This window comes from Actinomycetes bacterium, from assembly GCA_036000965.1.
Lineage (GTDB): Bacteria > Actinomycetota > CALGFH01 > CALGFH01 > CALGFH01 > DASYUT01.
Map to the genome: position 1 here is coordinate 1 of DASYUT010000218.1, position 20,195 is coordinate 20,195.

16 protein-coding genes and 1 pseudogene are annotated in these 20,195 nt (G+C 69.4%); 8 read left to right on the forward strand and 9 right to left on the reverse strand.

The features are described 5' to 3' along the window. The 5 genes and pseudogenes from VG276_19950 to VG276_19970 form a co-directional block, all read left to right on the forward strand. Positions 1–203 (forward strand): dihydrofolate reductase family protein (locus VG276_19950; GenBank protein HEV8651600.1); only part of this gene is annotated, 203 nt, incomplete at its 5' end. Between the two features lie 760 nt (positions 204–963). Next, positions 964–1,611 (forward strand): hypothetical protein, encoded by a 648-nt coding sequence (locus tag VG276_19955; GenBank protein ID HEV8651601.1) that lies wholly within the window; start codon positions 964–966, stop codon positions 1,609–1,611. A gap of 166 nt (positions 1,612–1,777) precedes the next feature. Beyond that, positions 1,778–2,179 carry a VOC family protein gene (locus VG276_19960; GenBank protein HEV8651602.1) on the forward strand — a complete coding sequence of 134 codons (402 nt, stop codon included), beginning with the start codon at positions 1,778–1,780 and terminating at the stop codon, positions 2,177–2,179. Between the two features lie 767 nt (positions 2,180–2,946). After that, positions 2,947–3,171, forward strand: a pseudogene (locus tag VG276_19965) (LLM class F420-dependent oxidoreductase). Positions 3,172–3,657: 486 nt separating this feature from the next. Then, positions 3,658–4,308: a TMEM175 family protein gene (locus VG276_19970; protein ID HEV8651603.1), complete on the forward strand. Its 651-nt coding sequence runs from the start codon at positions 3,658–3,660 to the stop codon at positions 4,306–4,308. Positions 4,309–4,713: 405 nt separating this feature from the next. Here VG276_19970 and VG276_19975 read toward each other — a convergent pair whose 3' ends face one another. The 3 genes from VG276_19975 to VG276_19985 all read right to left on the reverse strand — a co-directional run bounded on the left by VG276_19975 (position 4,714) and on the right by VG276_19985 (position 7,860). After that, positions 4,714–5,442 carry a 3-keto-5-aminohexanoate cleavage protein gene (locus VG276_19975; GenBank protein HEV8651604.1) on the reverse strand — a complete coding sequence of 243 codons (729 nt, stop codon included), beginning with the start codon at positions 5,440–5,442 and terminating at the stop codon, positions 4,714–4,716. A 445-nt stretch (positions 5,443–5,887) separates the two neighbouring features. Then, positions 5,888–6,709 carry an alpha/beta hydrolase gene (locus VG276_19980; protein HEV8651605.1) on the reverse strand — a complete coding sequence of 274 codons (822 nt, stop codon included), beginning with the start codon at positions 6,707–6,709 and terminating at the stop codon, positions 5,888–5,890. Between the two features lie 626 nt (positions 6,710–7,335). Next, complete coding sequence (locus tag VG276_19985) at positions 7,336–7,860, reverse strand: DinB family protein (GenBank protein ID HEV8651606.1); 525 nt, start codon at positions 7,858–7,860, stop codon at positions 7,336–7,338. A 212-nt stretch (positions 7,861–8,072) separates the two neighbouring features. Between VG276_19985 and VG276_19990 the strand changes: the two genes are divergently transcribed. From VG276_19990 to VG276_20000, 3 genes are all read left to right on the forward strand, one after another. After that, on the forward strand, positions 8,073–8,627 hold the full coding sequence (locus VG276_19990; protein ID HEV8651607.1) for an alpha/beta hydrolase: 555 nt from the start codon (positions 8,073–8,075) through the stop codon (positions 8,625–8,627). Continuing rightward, the gene (locus tag VG276_19995; protein HEV8651608.1) at positions 8,624–8,959 is read left to right on the forward strand and encodes a hypothetical protein; all 336 of its coding nucleotides are present in this window, start codon (positions 8,624–8,626) and stop codon (positions 8,957–8,959) included. Before VG276_19990 ends, VG276_19995 begins: the two co-directional genes overlap by 4 nt. A 981-nt stretch (positions 8,960–9,940) precedes the next feature. Continuing rightward, positions 9,941–11,065: a pentapeptide repeat-containing protein gene (locus VG276_20000; protein ID HEV8651609.1), complete on the forward strand. Its 1,125-nt coding sequence runs from the start codon at positions 9,941–9,943 to the stop codon at positions 11,063–11,065. Between the two features lie 325 nt (positions 11,066–11,390). On the opposite strand, the gene VG276_20005 is transcribed toward VG276_20000, so the two are convergent. From VG276_20005 to VG276_20030, 6 genes are all read right to left on the reverse strand, one after another. After that, a complete protein-coding gene (locus VG276_20005) occupies positions 11,391–12,653 on the reverse strand; it encodes a glycosyltransferase family 4 protein (protein ID HEV8651610.1) in 1,263 nt (420 codons plus the stop codon). Then, complete coding sequence (locus VG276_20010) at positions 12,548–13,435, reverse strand: hypothetical protein (protein ID HEV8651611.1); 888 nt, start codon at positions 13,433–13,435, stop codon at positions 12,548–12,550. The genes VG276_20005 and VG276_20010 overlap by 106 nt, the downstream gene beginning before the upstream one ends. Positions 13,436–13,438: 3 nt before the next feature. Further along, positions 13,439–15,127: a glycosyltransferase gene (locus tag VG276_20015; GenBank protein HEV8651612.1), complete on the reverse strand. Its 1,689-nt coding sequence runs from the start codon at positions 15,125–15,127 to the stop codon at positions 13,439–13,441. A 741-nt stretch (positions 15,128–15,868) separates the two neighbouring features. After that, positions 15,869–16,465: a hypothetical protein gene (locus VG276_20020; protein HEV8651613.1), complete on the reverse strand. Its 597-nt coding sequence runs from the start codon at positions 16,463–16,465 to the stop codon at positions 15,869–15,871. Between the two features lie 156 nt (positions 16,466–16,621). After that, positions 16,622–17,851 carry a hypothetical protein gene (locus VG276_20025; protein ID HEV8651614.1) on the reverse strand — a complete coding sequence of 410 codons (1,230 nt, stop codon included), beginning with the start codon at positions 17,849–17,851 and terminating at the stop codon, positions 16,622–16,624. Positions 17,852–19,766: 1,915 nt separating this feature from the next. Next, positions 19,767–20,195 (reverse strand): hypothetical protein (locus VG276_20030; GenBank protein ID HEV8651615.1); only part of this gene is annotated, 429 nt, incomplete at its 5' end.

Here is a 20,195-nt window from a genome sequence, read left to right on the forward strand (position 1 = left end):
TGCAGACGCTGCTGCGCAACGATCTGGTCGACCGGCTGAACCTGTGGGTGTATCCGGTCCTGCTCGGCAGCGGCAAGCGGCTGTTCGCCGAGGGCACGGTGCCGACCGCGCTGCGGCTGGTGGAGTCGGCGACCTTCAGCACGGGCGCCGTGCACCTCACCTACGAGCGCGCCGGCAAGCCGACCTTCGGCAGCATGGCCTAGGCGGCGGTGCCGCTGCCCTTGACCGGTGGAGGTCGGTGGCCCTCGCAGGCCTCGATCCGGTAGCGCCGGCCACTCGGCGCCCGCCACGACCCGCGCCACGCCACCGGTCCCGAGCAGTGCGTTGGCCCAGCTTCGCCGTGATGGGTGACCATCCGGAAGCATCGGCCTGGCAGCGGTGAGAAGGCTTCGGCGTAGTAGGGCGCACCTGGCATGGCAGCAGGCTACCAGCCGCCAACCGTCTATCGGGCGCCGAGGCCGTGCTCGTGCAGGACGAGCGGCGGTGGGGTCGTCGGCCAGGCCGCCATCGGCCAGGCGGGGCGCTGTTGGCTCTGCCGAGAGTTCGTTAGAGCGTTGGAGAGGGCCGCTCGAGCGTTGTCCCTGGTCAGCCAGCGTGCGCGACGGGCTCGCACGCTGCTGCAGGATTCCCGCACGACTGTCGGAAAGCATGCAGGCCCGTTGGGATTGGTGAACTCGGGGAGGAACGACGTGCGCGGGGTCGTTGGCGACCTCCGGTCCCCCCGGCCCTTGAGCGGCCTCGCGCTCGGCCCCCTGGACCAGGTCAGCGATGAAGAACCGGTCGCCCAGGCTGCAGCTACCCCAGGCTGCGCGGTCGCCCCCTTGGCTCGGGAGGAGCTGGCGCGAGCCGGCCTGGGTCGCTAGGGTGGGGGCTCTCCAGGCGGCGGCTGGGTTCCCATCCGGCCACGCCCGTGGCCCCCACACGGCAGCGCCGCCGTCCCCAACCCGACCATCCAGGTGTGGTATGGAACAGCTACGCGTTCCCAAGTTGCTCGCTGGCGCGCTCGCCGCGGTCAGCGGGGCGGTCGTCGCGTCCTTGTTCGGGGTCGAAGGGACCCTCATCGGCGCGGCGCTGGTGAGCCTGCTCGTGGCCCCCGCCGAGGCCCTGTACACCCACTCGCTCGCGTCCGCCCACAGCGTGGCGCGGCGCTCACTGGTCCGCCGGGTGGGCGAGCGGGCGGGCGCCAGCGAGGAAGGTGCGAGCGAGGAAGGTGCGAGCGAGGCGCAGCCCCAGCCGATCCGCTGGCGGCGGGTCGCGGTCGCGGCTGTGGCTGCCTTCGGGATCGCGGTCGTCGCGATCACGGGGGTGGAGGCGGTCGCCAAGCAGCCGCTTGCCAGCTTGTTCGGGAGCCGGCCGCGGCCGGGGGCGAGCACCTCCGTGGCTGTGGTCGTCGCCGGGGCAGACCGGTCGCCCCCACCGGCAACCCGGTCGCCGGGGACGTCCACCACGTCCACGTCGCCGTCGGTGCAGGTCCCGACGACGACGGCGCCGGTCGCGGTTCCCACAACGACCGCGCCGGCGCCGACGGTCCCCAGCACCACGGCACCCATTACCACGGCCCCGACGACACCCACTGCCAGCACGCAGGCCCCAACTACCCGGAGGCGATGACGCGGGGCTCGTGGTGGCGTACCTGGAGCGCCCGGCCGCCGCATCCCAACATGCACGAGCTTCCGACGCGGCGCAAAGCAGGCCACCAGAGGTGTTGGCCATGGCCCCGAGCACGCCCTCGCCAACCTTCCTGGCCGCTGCAGCGCCCAGGAAGCTGCGACGTCACATGGGCGACGCCACCACATCGGGAGGAGGTCCACGTGCACTGGCCGTGCGCAACATCACCTTCACCAGCGCCGACCCCAAGCGGCTGGCCGACTTCTGGGCGGCCGCCGCCGGGTGCACGCAGCGACGCGACAGCGCGGAAGAGGTGTTGCTGGCGCTTGAGGACTGGCGCTTCCCGTGCTTGAGCTTCCAGCACAGCGCCACGCCGAGGAGTGGTCCTGGCCGTGTGCACCTGGACCTCACCGCCGCCGACATGGCAGCAGAGGTCGATCGCCTGATCGGTCCGGGCGCGACCAAGCTGTGGAGGATCGACGTGGCGCAGTCGGGCACGACGACGTGGACCACGATGGGTGATCCGGACGGCAACGAATTCTGCGTGGTCCAGCAGCCGCCCGGCGACTGAGCGGTCGTCACCTTCAGAGACAGGTTGCCCGCAGGTCATGGATGGGGCCTCTCGGGAGCTGTCCACCCAGGGGAGTTCGGCGAACTCAGCGCCGTCGGCCCGCCGAAGCACCTTCAGTAATCCTGAACTTGCGGGCTTCCCCATGTAGTGCTTGGCGTGGCGGTAGGGCTGGGTGAAGTGCAGCAGGTAGATGGTCCCGGGCACGTGCTGGGCCATGGTGGGTCCTCCTGGGTGTGGGCCTGCCGGTGGCTCCTCCTCCCAGGTGCCGGGGTCCCCGGCCGGGTCAACGCTGGCCGCAGGCCATCCCGCAGGGACGCGCAGCGGCGTTGACGCGGGTGGGGTGGCACGATCCTGGGAGGACACCGGCAGGCCAACCCACGGTGCGGACCCGCAGGAACAGCCCTGCTGCTGTGCCCGGCCGGGGCGGTCATCGCCGCCCCCGGCCCGGTGCCGGGGTTGACTCCTCGGCGGTGCGATGGCCCTCGGCGCGGGTGCAAGCCGCGCCGAGGCCGCTTCTCACGGCACGGCGAGGAGCCGGGGCGGACCCCGGGTGCTCACGAAGTTGTTCACGGGACGGGTCACGTCCCGTTGGGCAACGGCGGGATGAGTCAGCACGCGCGATCCACAAACGTGCTGGTGAAGCGGGACGGGAAGGCGCTAGCCGGGACGGCCCGGAACGCTACTGGTAGGGTTGTGGTCCCGAAGGTCGGGGGTTCGAGTCCCCTCGGTCACCCAACACTTCACCCAGCTTCACCAGCGGTTTTGCGGTTTCCCTCCGCTTGCCCTTTCCCGACCGGTTCCTGCTCGGCCTCGGCGTGAGCCATGCCCGTCTGACCGAGGGGGTCCGCGGCCACGCCTACCGCCGCCCACTCGCCAAGATGCGCGCCTACCTCGACGCAATGGACGAAGCGGCGGGCGCGTATCGCGCGGTCAAGCCGGCAGCACCACCGCGGGTGCTGGCGGCGCTGGGACCCAGGATGCTCGACCTCTCGGCGGCCAGCTCGCCCAGGGTGGAGCTGACAAACACCCGCAGCCGCTGGTCGGGCGTGCGGATGACCACCTCTGCCCCGCCACCCCCCTCGTGCCCCGGTCGCTCTGGTACGGCCCTACCGGGCCAGTCTGGAACGGGGCGGCTTGGACGGCAACCCCGCGCAGCCACCCTGTCGGTCAGCGGCCGCTGGCCCGCGAGCCGGGGTGGACAGAGCTTGCGGCCGCGAGCAGTCAATGGGCCTGCTTCGAACCCCCAACCGCCAGATCCGTAGCCTGGTGATTGTCGTCCGACTGGTCGGCTCCAGACGGATCTGCCCCGCTCACGTTGGGTACGTTGTCGATCCAGACGGATCGAGAAGGAACCCGTCGGGTCGTCTGGATGATCAAGCGGATGATCAAGCAAGCCAGGCAGCTCAACGAGCAGGTCGAGGAGAGCCCAAGATTCGGAGTCTGGTGCTCCACCCACAAGGGGAATGACGGAGAGAACTGTGACCAAGAACCGGCTGGAGGCCTTCAGCGACGGCGTGCTCGCCATCGCGATCACCCTGCTGGTCATCGAGATCCGCCCACCCGAGGTCCACGAGGGTGAGCGGCTCGCGCACGCCCTGTGGGCGCAGTGGCCCAGCTACGTCGCCTACCTGGTGAGCTTCCTGACCATCGGCGTGATCTGGCTCAACCATCATCGAATCTTCGAGCAGGTCGCGCGGGTCGACGGGCCGCTGCTGCTGCTCAACCTCAACCTGCTGCTGTGGACGGCGCTCATCCCGTTCCCCACCGCGGTTGTCGCCGAGCACCTGGGAGGCGCCGGTGAGGCGGCGCGGACGGCGTCGGCGCTCTACAGCGGGGTGCTGCTGGTGATGGGCCTGGCGTTTGGGGCCCTGTTCGCCTGGGTCACCCACACAGACCGCCTGCTGCACCGGCGGCCGCCACCCGGGGTAGTGCGAGCAGCCCGCCTGCGGTTCATGGTCGGTCAGGCCGTCTACGCTGCCGCCTTCGCCCTGTCATGGGTGTCGGCGCCGCTTGCCTTGGCCTTGTGTGGGGTCATGGCGCTGTACTACGCCTTCGACCAGGCGTCGGTGCCCGCTGAACTGGAGCCAGGTGACCAGCAGCCCACCGACGGCCAGCCTAGCGGGAAGTGAGCCGACCATCAGCCATCCCTTTCGCATCGCGGCGGCAGGCCCTTGGTGATCTCTGCAGACGCGTCACCCGAGAACGCAGGACCGGTAACAAGTCAGCCAGTAGGTCGAAGGGAGAGGAGGCCTGAGCCTGCCGCCGCCGTCAGTTGTTTACAAGACAGGCGCTGGTCGTCTACTGCGTGCTGGCGTGTGCGATCCTGGCAGCTCAGGTCGGGTGCGTCGTCCAGCCAGTGCGGTCCTGTCGCGCCACGTGGCGCCAGGTGGAATGACCTCGGGAATGACAACAACCCGCTTCGCGCCGCGGCCCGGTGCCAGCACCGCGACTCCTGGGCCACAAGCTGGCCTGACGTTCGATCACGAGGACCGACTGGGCCGCTGCGGCGCGCGTCAGACCAGCCACAGGCGCCGTCACCCGGCCGGGCGCCGCCTCGGGCGCTGCGCCAGCAGCAAGGCAGCAACGGCGACGAGCTCGCCGTTGCCCGACGCCTGACGCCCATCGGGCAGCACCGGCGTGTCCTCAAGACCGGTCCGGATCCCGTGCCCCCGCGCCACAGCACGCCGATTGACCGCCCAGGAGGCCACGCCATCACCGTGGTGGACCTGTCCGAGCTGCACCCCGCCCTCGGCGAGCACCCGCTCGATGGCGACCGCGTGCCCGACCGCGTCGTCGGGGTCGGCGTCCAGCGGCTCCACCATCGCACGCACGCAGCGCCGCGCGATCCCCGCCGCAACGAAGGCGTGCGCGTCGTCGAGCGACAGCAGGCCAGCCTCCAACCCGACGCCAAGCCCAACAAGCAGCTCGCACAGCTCCAAGATCCCGTCCTCGCCCTGGTTGACCGTCACAAGGTCCGGCAAGTCCGTCCAGGCGGCGACGAGCGCGTAGCGGCGCTCCGGGTCCGGCTCGATGGCCGCCGAGGTACTCAGCGAGATCGGGATTCCCGGGCAGGCGGCGCGAACGGCGTGCAGCGCCGCGGCGCACGGTGCCGCCCCGAGCGTCTGCTGGCCGCTTGCGTCGTAGGGATGCAGGTGCAGAGACCGCGCACCGGCGTCAACTGCCGCGCGCGCCTCCGCGGCCAGCTCGCCCGGCGTGCGCGGCAGCGCGGGATGCACGCGATCACCGTTGAGCGCCGCCTGCAACAAGGCAACAGGCCCGGCGGCCGTGGACTCGCGGGTCTCGTCGTCGAGGGGCTGCATGACGCGCCGATGCTACAGCTGCTCGCGGAGGCTGCGCAGGCCGCCAGCGCACGCCGGCCGTAGCAAAGAGCTCAGGGTGCTCACCTGGGCTTCTGCTGCGCCGCGAGGGACTCGAACCCCCAACCGCCAGATCCGTAGGCTGGTGGTCAACGTCTACCGCGTGATGGCGAGTGGTGTTTGTGCAGTTCAGCCCCCAATGTCCTGCGCGGCGGCGGATGGCTGGGCGCCACCACGAACCCGCCCTGGGCAGGGCGCGGGGGACGGCGCTGGCTGCCGCCGGAACCCGATCCCACCCTGAAGGAGGTGGCCGTGCCCACCACCCGCCCGTCCGGCGCGGCGGGCAACCGTCTACCGCGTGCAGGAGGCCGGGCTGCGACGACGTCGGCGCTCAGGCCCCGATGAAGGCCAGCAGGTCGGCGTTGAACTGGTCCTTGTGGGTGGCGAACAGGCCGTGCGGGGCGCCGGGATAGACCTTCAGGGTGGCGTCCCTGACCAGCTTGGACGACATGTAGGCCGAGGCGCCGATGGGCACGATCTGGTCGTCGTCGCCGTGGACGATCAGGGTCGGCACGTCGATCCGCTTGAGGTCCTCGGTGAGGTCGGTCTCGGAGAAGGCCTTGATGCAGTCGTAGGCGCCCTTCAGCCCGACCTGCATGCTCCACAGCCAGAAGGCGTCCCGCACCCCCTGGGACACCGTGGACCCCGGCCGGTTGGCGCCGTAGAAGGGCGCGCTCAGGTCCTTGTAGAACTGCGACCGGTCGCCGCTGACGCCGGCGCGGATGGCGTCGAACGCCTCGATCGGGGTGCCGCCGGGGTTGGCGTCGGTCTTGAGCATCAGCGGCGGGATCGCGCCCACCAGCACGGCCTTGGCGACGCGGCTGGTGCCGTGGCGGCCGATGTAGCGGGTCACCTCGCCGCCGCCGGTGGAGTGGCCCACCAGGACGATGTCGTGCAGGTCGAGGGTGTCGATGAGCTGGGCGAGGTCGTCGGCGTAGGTGTCCAGCTCGTTGCCGGCCCAGGGCTGGCCCGAGCGGCCGTGGCCGCGGCGGTCGTGGGCGACGGCGCGGTAGCCGTTGGCGGCCACCAGCATGGCCTGGTCGTCCCAGGCGTCGGCGTTCAGGGGCCAGCCGTGGCTGAACACCACCGGCTGGCCGGCGCCCCAGTCCTTGTAGAAGATCTCGGTGCCGTCACTGGTGGTGATCGTGCCCATCGGGCTGCTCCTTGTGGTTCATGGCCTGCGGGGTCGCGGCGGACATCGCGGTGCTCTTGAACGTGGTCAGCGGATCCGACGGCCGGTGCCGCGGATGCGATGCCGACCGGTGTCCTCTTTGAGGAACGATCAGTGCGACACCGGCCGGTGCACCAGCAGCGCAGGTTCAGCCCGGCGCTAGACCCAGCATTGATCGCTTGCGTAGCTGTCCTGTTGTTCGGTTCCTGGCACTGGAGCCCGCCGCGAGCTGGACCCGTCGGCCCACGCCCCAGCACCAGCAGCACGTTACCGGCGTGGGCCCACCCGAGGTGAAGATCGGCCCGGTTCGGAGCCGCCGCCCGCGCCGGATCGCCAAGGCCAGCCTCCCCCACCGCGCCCAGGCACGAAAACCCGGCGGTGCCTTTCCACAGCTCGTCGGGTCGGCGTACTCATCGGTCCCTCCTTGAGCACCCCCTTCGGGTCACCACGCTCCTGAACAAACCACTGCAGCCTGAACCCACCAAACCAGGCAGTCAAGGCAACTCTTCGCGAATCGGGCAGCATAGTGGATGCTGTCGGTGCCGCCTTCCCCCGGGCGGCCGCCGTGTTCGGGCGGAGCTCGTCAGCTTGGCATCCGACCTCGACAGCTACTGGCCCACCCTCCCGTCGATCCGCTCGCGCAGCAGGTCGGCGTGGCCGTTGTGCCGGGCGTACTCCTCCACCATGTGCACCAGCAGCTCGCGCAGCGAGACCGGCCCCTGGTAGGGATCGTGCCCGACGACGTCGAGATCGGGTGCCTCGGCCACGAACCGATCCGTGAACGCGACCTCGGCCCGCCAGGTGTCCCACGCCTCGGCGACAACCTCGGGGTCGGGCACCGCGCCATCGAAGTCTCCGTCGGGGTCGGTGTCGGAGGAGAAGTGCGGCGGCGCGTCCTGGCCGGCCATCCTTTGCCGGAACCATGTGCGCTCGACCTCGGCCATGTGGCGCACCAGCCCCAGCAGCGACAGCGTGGAGGGCTCCACGGAGCGGCGGGCGAGGTCGGCGGCGTCGAGGCCGGCGCACTTCAGCTCCAGCGTCAGGCGCTGGTCGCGCAGGTACCCAACGAGGGTGGACCGCTCGTCCTTGAACCCCCCGTCGGACCGCGGGTCATTGTCGGGGTGGACGAACATGTTGGACCACCCAAAGCGCTGGGCGGGCCAGTCCTGGGACGGCTCCGCGGTCTGCGGGTCGTTCTTGGGGTCGACGACCATATCGGACATGCCCGCAACCATCACCGATCCCCCGCAGATCCGCAACAGATTTCCGGCGACTGGGTGGACCGGCGACTGGATGAGCCCAGCGGAGTCATATGCTCGATCCAACCAACAAGAGGAGACACGGAATGGCCAGCTACGTGCAGCTCGGCGAGGTGCGCACCTACTACGAGGAGGACGGAAGCGGAGCGCCGCTGGTGCTGCTGCACCCCGGGGGCGCCGACTCACGTGCCTTTGAGGTCAATCTCCCCGGCCTGGTCGATCGCTTCCGGGTCTTCCGGCCCGACCGGCGCGGCCACGGCCGCACGCCCGACGTCGACGGCCCGATCGACCTGGACGACGAGACCACCGCCTTCTTCACCGAGTACCACGGCGCGGTCTCCCCCGACGGGCCCGAGCACTTCCCCGTCATCGCCGCCAAGCTGCACCGGATGCACTCCGAGGAGCCAACGCTCACCGTCGCCGACCTCGCCGGCTACCCCGGCCCGACCCTCGTCATGGTCGGCGACGACGACGACGAGATCCCCATGGAGCACACCCTCGCCCTGCGCCAAGGACTACCGCGGGCGCAGCTCGCTGTCGTGCCCGGCACCAGCCACGGGCTGCTCGCCGACAAACCCGAGCTCTGCAACCGGCTCATCGTGGAGTTCCTCACCGAGGGCACCGGCGGAGGCGACCGATGATTGCGCGCATCTGGCAGGGCGTCGTACGGCTCGACGACGCCGACGTCTACGCCGACTACATCCGCGAGACCGGCTTCGCCGAGTACGCGCAGACCTCCGGCAACCGCGGCGCCTGGTTGCTTCGGCGCGACATGGGCGACCGGACCGAGTTCATCACCCTGTCGCTGTGGGACTCCGTCGACGCGATCCGGGCCTTCGCCGGCGACGATGTCGAGGCCGCGGTCCTGTACCCGGAGGATGAGCGCTACCTCGTCGGCGGCGAGTCGACGGTGACCCACTACCAGGTGGTCGACCAGGTCGAGGCCGTCTCCGGGTCAGGCGAGGGGGCATAGCGCTCGATCTCGGTGCGCCGGCTCGCACCCGACGCTCGCCTGTCGCACAGAGGGACTCGAACCCCAACCTGCTGTTTACAAGACAGTCGAAGTAGCCCCTGCGGGGACGCCGTGCGGGCGTGAAAACTGGCTCATATCAGGCGAAGTCGGTCTGTTCTCTGGTCAGCAGCGGACCGTCTACCGCGTGCTGGCGCGTACCGTCCTTGCAGGTCAGGTCGGATGCTGCGTCCAGCTAGTGCGGTCCTGTCGCGCTGGGTGAGCCGTGGCGGCGGACCATGGCGTTGCCTTCAGATGGAGGCGGACCGGAACGTGCAGTGGGCCACCCGGGCAGGCGCAGGTTCTGGCCGCCACATCGTCGGCGATCTTGACGAGGGAAGTCTCACCGACACCTGGCGCAGGCAGCCGCTGCAGCCGGGTGGCAGACGTGTTCGACCAAGCCATGGTTACTGGCCCCCAGCTGTTCTCCACGCCAGAATGCAAGGCGATCGAAGCTGGGCAACCGCGAGCTGCGTCTAGGAGAGCAGAGCGTGGACCGCTGTCTACGGACGCGATCAGACGATGGTGACACGGCACGCGCATCACCTGGTCATCACCTGAGACGGGCCGAGGTGCCCGCTGGAGCTGCTCGTGATCAGACGGGGGACGGGACCAGGCGGCGAGGATGATGCCACCTGGCGTCGACGCTGGAGGGCCGCGGGGCAGCCCTGGCGTACCCAGCCGGCCATCGACGACGAGCGCGCCCGCGAACTGGACGATCGGCACCGCGAGGGTGGAGACGGTCGACGCTGCGCCTACGATCTGACCGGCCTCGAGCTGACCCGAGCTGACGTGGAGTGGCTCGTGGCCGACCACCCTGGCCGACCTTGCGGCGACGCGCTGCGGTTGGTTGGGGCCCTTCTCGCTAGGCTTGACCTGTCCGAGTTGCCGCTGCCCGGGGCCGACCTGCGGGACGCTGACCTCGAGGGTGCGAATCTGCAACGTGTGGTACTGCGTGGCGCGGATCTGACGGGGGCTCGGCTGACCGGGGCCGAATGCCAGCAGGCCCACATGGAGGATGCCAACCTCGAGGGCGCCAATCTCGAGGGGGCCGGGCTGATGTGGGTGCACCTGGAGCGGGCGCAGCTCGCCCACGCGCACCTGCAGCGGGCGAGCCTCCCCGACGCCCACCTGGAGGGCGCGGACCTGCTTGAGGCACATCTGGAAGACGCGTACCTGGGCGGGGCCTACCTGTCAGGCGCCAACCTGCTCGGTGCCCATCTGGAGCGCAGCCGCCTGCTGTGGGGCCGGCTCGACAGCACCGGGTTGGCTGGGACGGAGTTGCGCGGCGCCGCCCTGTGGCGCGCTGAGCTGCGGGGCGCCGACCTGGCTGGCGCGCACTTGGAGGGCGCCGATCTGACCGAGGCCCACCTGGAAGGCGCGAATCTGGCCGAGGCCCGGCTGCATGGGACCAACCTCACCCGCGCCCACTTCGACGGCGCCACCAACCTGGAAGGCGTCCTCGTCGGCGGCGAGGGTGGCGGCATGGTCCTGGCTGACACCCATTGGAACGGGGTCAACCTGGCCGTGTTCGACTGGAGCCAGCTCGGCGCGCTCGGCGACGAGAAGCTTGCCCACGCGGCTGATCAGGGTCAGGGACCCATGATCCCGGTGGAGGCTTGGCGCACCGCGGCCCGCGCCAGCCAGCAGGTCGCCCTGGAGTTGCGGGCACGCGGCATGAACGAGCAGGCCGACCGCTTCGCCTACCGCGCTCAGCTCCTGCGGCGTCGAGCCTTGCGCCGCGAGGGCCTTCCTGCGCTCGGCCGCTACCTGTTCTCCCTCTTTCTTGGGATGCTCTGCGGCTACGGATACCGACCTGGCCGGAGCCTGGCCTCCTACATCCTGGTCATCGCCGGCTTCATGCTCTGCTATCGGGCCATTGGGCCGAGCCTTGGCTTGACTGAGGCACTGGTCGTCAGTATCACCGCGTTCCACGGCCGTGGTTTCTTTCCCGGAGCGTTCTCGCCTGGCGATCCGCTCGCGCTCGCGTCCGCCGTCGAGGCCCTTATTGGGCTCGTCATCGAATTGATCCTGATCGCCACGATCACCCAGCGGCTGTTCGGCAAGTAGGAGCAAGTCCGAAGGGAATTGTCGCCATCTCCCGCAGCGCCGAGCTGGACCTGGCCGCCGGCGGGCCTGGCCGGTCACTGGTGCACCCTGTTCTTGACGGAGGCTGGCAAGGTCTTCGTCGGTGTGCGTCCTGGATCAGACCGGCCGCAAGACTACCGCCTTCCAGGTCACCCACACCGCCGACGGATTCACCCGGCTGGTGACCCGGCTCGGCCGGCTGGACGACCCGGCCACGCTGCCAGTGGCACTCGAGCGGCCCGACGGCCGCCTGGTCGACCGGCTGCTGAAGCCGGCCACCCGGTCGTGCCCGTCCAGCCAGGCGCCATCAAGGCCTGGCGGGACATCGCCCGGCATCGTCGTAGCGAGCGAGGAGTGCCGTGACCATCGTGTCGACGTCGTGGTGTCGGATGACCTGGGCCCTGCCGCGCCTACCCATCGCCTGAGCCAGGCCAGGTAGGGTCAGCAAGCGCGCCACCCGGTCGGCAAGGGCCTGCGCGTCGCCGGCGGGGACCAGCCATCCGGTCTCGCCGTCGATCACCGTCTCGGGGATGCCGCCGACCCGTGACGCCACCACCGGACGGGCGCAGCTCATCGCCTCGATCGGGGCAAGCCCGAGGGGTTCCTGCCCGAGAGTCGGGTATACGACCACATCGGCCGCAGCGTAGGCAGCTGGCATGTCCCGGTAGGGTATCGCGCGCAGTTCCACCCGCCTGGCGACCCCAAGTCGCCGGGCCAGGTTGATAATCCGCGCCCGAAAGCCGGTTGCCACGCCATCCCAGTCCTCGACGGGCGAGTCCGCAAGGACCAGGCGGGCGTTCAGGCCGGTCGCGGTCAGCTTGGCGAGCATCCGGACACTGACAATCGCGCCCTTGTGGGGCAGTAGCCTGGCCGGGTGAAAGATTACCGACGGTGCCTGCTCGGACAGGCACGGCCGATCTGAGTGGAAGACCGCGGTGTCCACACCGCTTCGCAGCAGGACAGTATCCAACCCCTCGCGCTGCAGCGCCTGGCGCACGAACTCGGAAACCGCGTAGTTCCCCGCCCAGCCGGCGTACAGGTTCAGGTCGGGTCGGGCCGACGACGGCCAGGGCAGATGGCTATGGAAGGTGTGATGGACGCGCAGCCGCCGCGTCGCGCGTAGCGCCTCGAGCGCCTGCGTGGGCGCCGAAACGAGCTGATTGAGATTGTGGGCGTGGACGACGTCCAACCGGTTCCGCTCGAGGGTCGCGTCGAGCACCTCCTGAACGTCTCGAGCCAGCCGGGCGAGGTCTGACTGGGCTGCGAGCAGCCAGGCAGGGTGCAGCAGCTCGATGGTGACCACCGCACAGCCGTCCGGCAGCAGTGGCGCAGGCTCTCCGGTGATGACGGTGACCTGCCGATCCCGCCGCAGCAGCAGTCCCGCGAGGTCTGCCAGGTGCGACTCCGATCCGCCCACGCTTGGCGGGGTGCTCCAGTGCAGCAGGCCGATCCGGCGGGCGACGCTCACCTGCGCTTGATCGTCAGGTGAGAGAGGTCGCCGGGCGGCCGCCAGAGCCTGGCGATGCCCCGCGGTCGCCACTCCTCGGTCCAGGCGCCCAGCATCTCCCACACTCCCGGCCCGATCCGCGGCGCGGGCCGCAGCAGCATGGCACCCCAGGGAACCGCGCCACAGAAGCCCCGCTCATGGCAGATGTCAGCGGCGCCGAACTTGATCCGGCCATTCGCGGTCGGATCCCCGATGAACGTGCCCAGGTGAAGGTAGGGCACATCGCGCCAGGTGCCTGCCCCGAGCCAACTCCCGCTCGCCAGCATGACCCGCAGGCCGTGGCCGCGTGTGCCGTCGCGGTTGCGGACCTCGAATTCATCCAGGCCAGGGCCGCCGGCGCTGATCGGGGGCAGCGGGCTCGTATACTCGTCCACTACCCCGCTTGGTTCGAGGATCCATTCCTGTCGCCAAGCTCCCGTGACGCGGATCCGGGGTGGTATGGGTACCGTCGGCCCCACGCCGGGCACTGCAGCGTCCTCGGGCGGGCGGGGCAGGGTGGTGCCAGCCTCAGTTGCGGGTGCGGACGGGTCAACGGTGAGCTGCAGGCCAGCGGCCGAGTCAATGGCCGTCGGAGCCCCGTCGCCATCGGCGTCGCCGTCGAGGGCAACCGCCAATCCCGGCAACGGGTCGCCGCGCCGCGAGCCACTGGCGGGCATGTACGCCTCGCCGATGTGCCTCATGGCGCCCAGCTGGGTGGCGTCCTCTCCGTACCAGACAAAGCCGACGCCGGCGAGGCCTGGCCGATACAACAGGTTGGCGAACAGCACGCAGCGAACACCGAGCAGATGATCACGCCCGGTCGCCTCCGCCCGGTAGCAGGCCACGTAGGGGCCGGCCACGAACATCCTCTACCCCGCCTCCTCGATGCCGCACTGGTGCCGGCTGGCCACTTCCGCGGCCAGGAAACGCATCGACTCGCTCGACTCGAATCCGGTCCGCCACAGGTGCACCAGCTTCAGCGCCAGTTCCAGGCCCTGCGGGGCGAGCAGATCGGCGTGCCGACGCATCAGGTACTGGAGCAGCTCGACCCGGTTGGCATTGCTGTGACGAAACACCAGCGACGCGTGGTGCCGCCGGTAGAAGAAGAGCTCTGCGGGCAGCACGTCACCGGCCAGCCCGACCTTGCCCAACCGAATCTGCAGGTCCCAGTCCTCGTAGGCGGGAAGATCCTCGTCGTAGCCGCCGACCTGCTCCAGGGCCGACCTCCGGTACAGGCTGGCGCAGCGCCCGTCGGTGTGCAGGAACGGCATCAGCGGGAGCACATTGCCGACTGGGGCGAAGCCGCCCTCGAAGAGCCCGAAGTTGCGAGCATACGAGGTGACGTAGGCCAGGTCCGGGGCGCGTTCCAGGGACCGCGTCGCCAGACCTGCGTAGGCCGGATCGACCAGGTCGTCGGCGTCAAGAGGCAGGATCAGCGTGCCAGAGCTCGCCGCGATGCCGGCGTTGCGAGCAGCCGCCAGGCCCCGGTTCGCCTGGCGCACCTTGACCACCCCGTGAAGCTCGTCGAACACCTGCCGGGTGGCCGGGTCGGTGGAGCCGTCGTCCACCACCACGACCTCTACCTCTGGGTGGTCACTCGCCAGCGCCGATCCGATCGCGGCCTGTACGTATTCTCCCTGGTTGAACAGGGGGATGACGAACGACACCCGCGCGGGCCGGGAGCGGCCCTGCCTGCCCGCCGCTCGCTTCCCGCCGTCGTTCCCTGACGTGACGGCAGCTCGCAGCGCCAACTCGTACAGCACCTCGGCCGCCACCCGGACCGTATCCGGGTCGCAGCGACGCTCAGCGGCTTCCCGGGCTCGCGCGGTCAGGTTGCGCAGGACCGCCACACGGTCGGCCTGCTCCAGGACTGCCTGGGCCACCGCTTCGGCGTCGGCCACATCGGCCAGGAGTGCGCAGCACTCGTCCAGGCCGGTCCCGAGGCCGCGCTGAGCCACCACCACCGCCCTGGACAACATGGCTGCGTGGAGGGCCGCGCTTGCGGTCTGCCGCGCGTCGGTGAACACGCACACAGCCGGGGCGCCCAGCAGGGCGCCCAGGTCGTCGAAGCTGGGCGGGTCATGGAAGCTCACGCGTCCAGCCAACGGGGGAGTCAGTCGCCTGGCCACCCATGCCCGGTAGGAGCGGCCAAACGGGTCGGTGCTCGTGTCGTGCCCGTGGACCTCGAACGAGAACGACGCATCACGCCGCACGATCTGCCGCGCAGCGGCCAGGAACCGCGCGAGTCCGCCTCGCGGGCTCAGCTCGCCCAGGAACAACACGCGCCGGACCGGCTCGGAGATCCAGGGCACTGGGTTGGGCGCAGCAGTCAGCGGCACCGGTGCCGGCCACGCGGCCACGGGTCCGCGCGCTGCTGCCAGCAAGTTCGGAGCTGGCGCCGCGACCGCATCGGCATGCCGAACGGCGTAGCTTTCGGCAAATACGTGGATGTCGTCGTCGAAGCTGATCGGGATCGTGTCGACGCCGCCTGGTGGGCCGTGTAACCGGGCGACGACCGCCGTTCCGGTGGGCTCGCCGATGAGCCGCCGGTTGCGCACGGCCGTGAAAGCCTCCCCCCAGCTACTGGCAACTCGACCACATCCAGTCCGTTCGCGGCTAGCCGCGCAGTCGTAGACGCCACCCGGTCGGCGTACTGGTGCATCGGGCTCAGGTACCAGCGGTCAGCCGGGACGGGGTCGGGTTGCACGACCTCGACCCCGGCCGAGAGCAGCGACGCCAGCTCTACCAGGGGCGTCTCGGTCAGCACCCGCACCTGCGCTCCGGCCGTCGCCATCATCGTGGCCATGGTGGTCACGTACGCGCTCGCCTCGTCGGTCAGGGCAGCCCTGAGAGCCCGTAGGGCATATGCGATGCGCACGCACTCCTCCTCGAGTCCCCGCAGGGAGGCTCCCCGAAGTGTCTCGGTCCCTCCTATCCTGCCTATCCTGGTGGGAACCACAAGAGGGATGCCTGTCAGGACGCACTTCCGCTCCTGTTGCCCAGCCGCTCCGTCACCCGTCCGCAGGCAGCCGGCGACCTCGACGAGGCCGTCCAGGTCACCGAATGGGTGTGCTCGCAGTGGATCCACGAGTCAGGCCGGCGGTGCGGGCGCCTCGACCATCATCCTCGCAGCAGTGGACCCAGGCTAACCATGGATCCCCGGCCCACCGCTGTGCTATCCCGCGTTTTTGCAGGCTGCGCAGCTCCGTAGGTGGTGCAGTTATGGGCTGAGTTGCATCCGTCGGACCATCGACGCCGGCTACCGTGCCCATCTGCGCCAGAGCACCCCGTTCAGGATGCTACTTCGGGCTGTCCAGCCACGGCTCGCGCACGTCGAAGTACCTCAGGTCGGCCATCAGGCTGAAGATCTCCGGTTCCGACTCGGCCGGGCGCTCCCGCTCGGAGCGCCGGGCGTCCTCTTCCGAGGTGAAATACACCGTCTGGGTGAAGTCGCCCGGTCGGTCGGCATGCTCGGCCACGGTCATCCCCAGAATGTGCGGGGCCTGCTCGGCGAGCACCACCTCCTGAGCGCGACCGAGCTCCGCCAGGCGCTCCATCTGCTCGGTGTGGCCCTGGATGACCTGGACGAAGCCGGCCTCGTCCGATCCTCCGCCCCGATAGGTGTGCACCCGGGTCGAGTCGTGGAAGGCGACCTCGGCCAGATGCTTGGCCATCTCGGTCCACCAGGCGCCCTGCTCGGGGCGGTCGCTGTTACGGCGTGCCTGGTCCTCGGACGCGAAGCGGACCACGGCGATGAAGCGGCCATCGTCGGTGACCCCGGAGGTGGAGCCGAGCCAGCCTTCGGCGCCGGGTTGGAGCTCCGCATTCCAGCGGTCCAGCTCGGCGCGGATGCCGTCCGGGCTGCTGGCACGGCCTTGGATGACCTGAATGAACATTGCTGCCCCCTGATAATGGCCGAAGATCGGTCCGCCAGGCTGTGGCCGCCCGCGCGGACCGCTTTGGCGGACCTGCGGCCGATTCGACCGCAGGTCCTGAGTCCGCCCATAGCCAGGGGAGCGGCCGACCCTTTCGGCCGGCCGCTCCCCTGCGCCTCATGCCTTGTGCGCCTGGTGGTTCCCGCTCCGCAGGTTGCCGCTTACGTCGAGGGTGCATGCGCCGGTGATGTGGACTTCGGCGGTGTCGCTCTTGCCCGGCTCCCCAGCGTCGGCAAAGGCCCAATCCGCGGTCGCGGGTAGCCCGTTGCACCGCCCGGTCCCCTTGCCGCGGTAGGTGTCGAACCCGGCCGGCGGCGGGTTGGGGCCGATGCTGGGGTCGTCGCTACATGATGCCGACGACAGGACCTCGAGGTGGAAGTGGTTGCCCTTGCCCCAGTTCACCTGGAGGTTGTTCGGCCCATCGGTGGGCGTGCAGTGCAGCTCGAACCCGTGCGTCACCCGCGTGCCGGTCGGCGTGAAGACGCTGCCGCCGCCGGTCATGCGCCCGTGCCGCTCGCCGCCGCCCTCGGCGCAGGTGGCCTGCGGGATCTCGAAGGCCGCCGCGCGGTTGGGCGTGTACGCCTCCTTGGACCACATGACGTCGACCGGGAAGGTGGTCGTGTCGCACTCCAAGTCCTCATCGCGGAAGTTGGGGTCGCCGGCCACAGCGGTGTCGAACTCGAACTGGACTGGCCCGCTGGGGTTGGCCTTGTCCACCACGTAGACGTGGTTGCAGCCGTTGGCGCCCTGGTAGAGCAGCTGGCCGCCGAGGGCCAGGCCGCTGTTGTAGCAGGCCTGGCCGGCCCACGGGGAGCTCCCGAGCAGGGTGCCGGCCGTGGAGTAGTGGGAGATGGTCGTGCTGGCGTCTGCGCTGATGTAGAGGCTGTCGTCGCTGGCGTCGTAGGCGAGGCCGTCGTCAAGGTTGGTGAAGTTGGCTGCGTCGGTGGCCAGGAACTTGCCGGTCGTGCCGGTCACGTTCTTGGCGGCGTCGAGCTGGATGAAGCGGACCTGGCCGTTGGGACCGGCGCCACCCCAGCCCGCCCACAGGCCGTTGCGCCCGCCGTCGTAGGCGAGCGCCCCGAGGCCGCCTGCGATGTTGTAGGTGGCGTCGACTGCGCCGGTCGTGGGGTTGGCCCGGAGCAGGTCCGGGTCGGAGGCGTAGCAGGAGATCCACAGGTTGGTGCCGTCGAAGGCGATCCCGACGCCGAGCCCTGAGCCGCAGTCTTGACTGAATGTCACGGTGCCGACGAGGTTGCCGGTGGCGGCCTTCGCAGGCGCGCCCACCAGCGCCGGATACAGCGCAAGCATGACGACAAGGACGACTACTAGCCGTGCTGCTCGTTTCACACTCGGTCCTTTCCAGGCGGTTTCCCTGCCAGGTTGCGAACGGTCTGCGGTAGGCGCACAGCTCCATTCGGGACAATCCGCAGGAGCCCATGCGGCGGTGTCGGATGATGCAAGGCTGGACAGCGGCCAGCGTCTGGCGCGGCTCCCGCTCACCCGGCCGGGGCAGTCTACTGACCGGATCGCTCTCGTCAAGCATCTTGGCCGGTTCCTGACGTAGTGCAGGACCAGCCCTGGCTACCGCGGGACTAGGCCGAACCGTAGGGCTGCGGAGCTTGCCAGCGAAGCAGCGCGCGCCGAAGGCGGATCCCATCGCGGCGGGCGGCGTGGCCGCCGCACACACCCGCAAGATCGTTTGCCTCGGCCCGCACAGTTATGTGCTCAGCCTCCGCTGTGCGACCAGAACGGCGAAGCCAGTGGAGCACTGAACAAGCAAAGCTCCTGCTCAAAGGCAAATCCAGCACGGACGGGCGTTCGGCCTTCCGACGCGTCCTCTCTACGAGTTGTCGGGAGACCGCCATGCAACGCTGTGTTTTTGCAGGTCACTGGGGACCGTAGACGGAAAAGCAATGTGCTGAGTTATCGTCTGTCTGGGCGAAGGCTCGCATAGCGAGGCGCTGGAGGAGCCACTGCTCGATGCTCGGTTGCGTACCGTTCCTACTCCCCCCACCACACTCGGCATAGCACCGCTGACCTGCACGTCGCTCACCGAGCAGCCCACGCCGAACCACTGCCCCACGTACAGCCCTCGCACCATCCAGCACCCGCAGCACCGCCCACATGTGCACTCGTCATAACGGATGACCGTCACCGTCACGCGCTACTCTCGACCCGAACCTTTTTCAGGCAGGACAGCAGTGCACCAGGGGTGCACCAGGGGTGCGTTGGCTTATGGGAGGCAAGGGAAAGGCGGGGCATGGTTCTAGCCGACGCGACCAAGTTGGGGGCCGGCCGAGAGGCCTGCTGCATGCGCGAGCTCGCTGAGAACCGCGAGACCACTTGTCCGGCCACGGAGTCACCGGGGCGTTGGTACGACTGCGGCGCGATGAGCCTCGGCCATGCCACGACAAGATGATCGGGTGTTCTCGTGCTACTGGGACCGCCAGCCTCGGTGAGGAGACCCGAGAAAAGCCGCAAACCCGCCACCGCATAGAGTGTTGGGGCGAGTGCGGCCCGTGATTCTCTGGCAAATCTCTGGCAAACGGCGCCTGAGTGGGGAGCGGGGAGGCGTTGTGCCTGGTGGAGCTGAGGGGATTTGAACCCCTGACCTCTTGCATGCCATCCAGGGACCCCCGCCACAGCGACCATCACAAGACCCCGCGGACCAGGGCGTTGCAGCAGAGCAGCTAGGCTGGTTCGTGGTGGCTCATGCGGGCTGGTGCGGTTCAGTTGCTGCTCATCTGCTGCCCGCGTCACTCCCGGTCATTGGGGGCCCGTGACGGTTGCCGTGTGAAGGCGAATCTTGGGACCGCCCTGGCTTGGGACTACGCCGCCCGAGCCAGCGCACGCGACAGACAGCGGACCGCGAGAGACCGTGGTTGTCCATTGTTCGCCGGTCACCTGTGGCTCCATTGCGGCCCAGTCCTGGCTGCTTGGTGGCCCCGGTCCCGTCGGGTCGCGGACGCCTCTTGGCGCGCCGGTCCTCCGCGCCCAGGGACTGGATCGGCCGGCGGGTACGGCAAGGCCGATGCAAGCCTGTGTACAACAGCTTGGGAAGCACTGCCGGCCGGAGAAGGCGGTGCTGGTTGAAGCCGAAAGCTCATGAGGAAGCGGTGATCGACCAGCCGGTATCTGAGTAGGTCACGAAGGGGGCTCGCCTGGTCTAGGCGAGCCCCCGTATCGCTTTGGGTGGGTCGGGGCGCGGCCCACAGGGGCGCCTGTTCGCTAGGCTTCGGCTCCGCGCCGCCCGAGCGGGAACCTATAGGCACCTGACCTCGTTCACGTCGATGAAGGCGGTCACCGTCCCGTTTGCATTCGTCGTGATATGGAAGAACGCGCGCAACTTGAGCAGCGATTGGTCGGACCCATGGAGGACGACGTCGAAGGTGTTCGTGAGCGTGAAATTCTTCGAGGTGAAATTCTGCTCGCTGAAGCCGGCGATATGGCCGGCATAGGTCGGCTGGCTCGAGTCGTCTGGAACAAACGTCCAAGTGCCGGTACTCGTGGCGGACCCATGGAAGGTGCCACTGTCCAGGGTGGTAGTGTGCGCACCTCCTTCAAGGCGGTCAGACTTCTTGGACCCTACGCGTGCTTCGCCGGACTTGATATCGTCCATTCGACGTACCTGCGTCCTTGAGCCCGGAAGCACCTCGCCCCCGTCGTGATGGGTGTCGCCTACTCGGCTCTC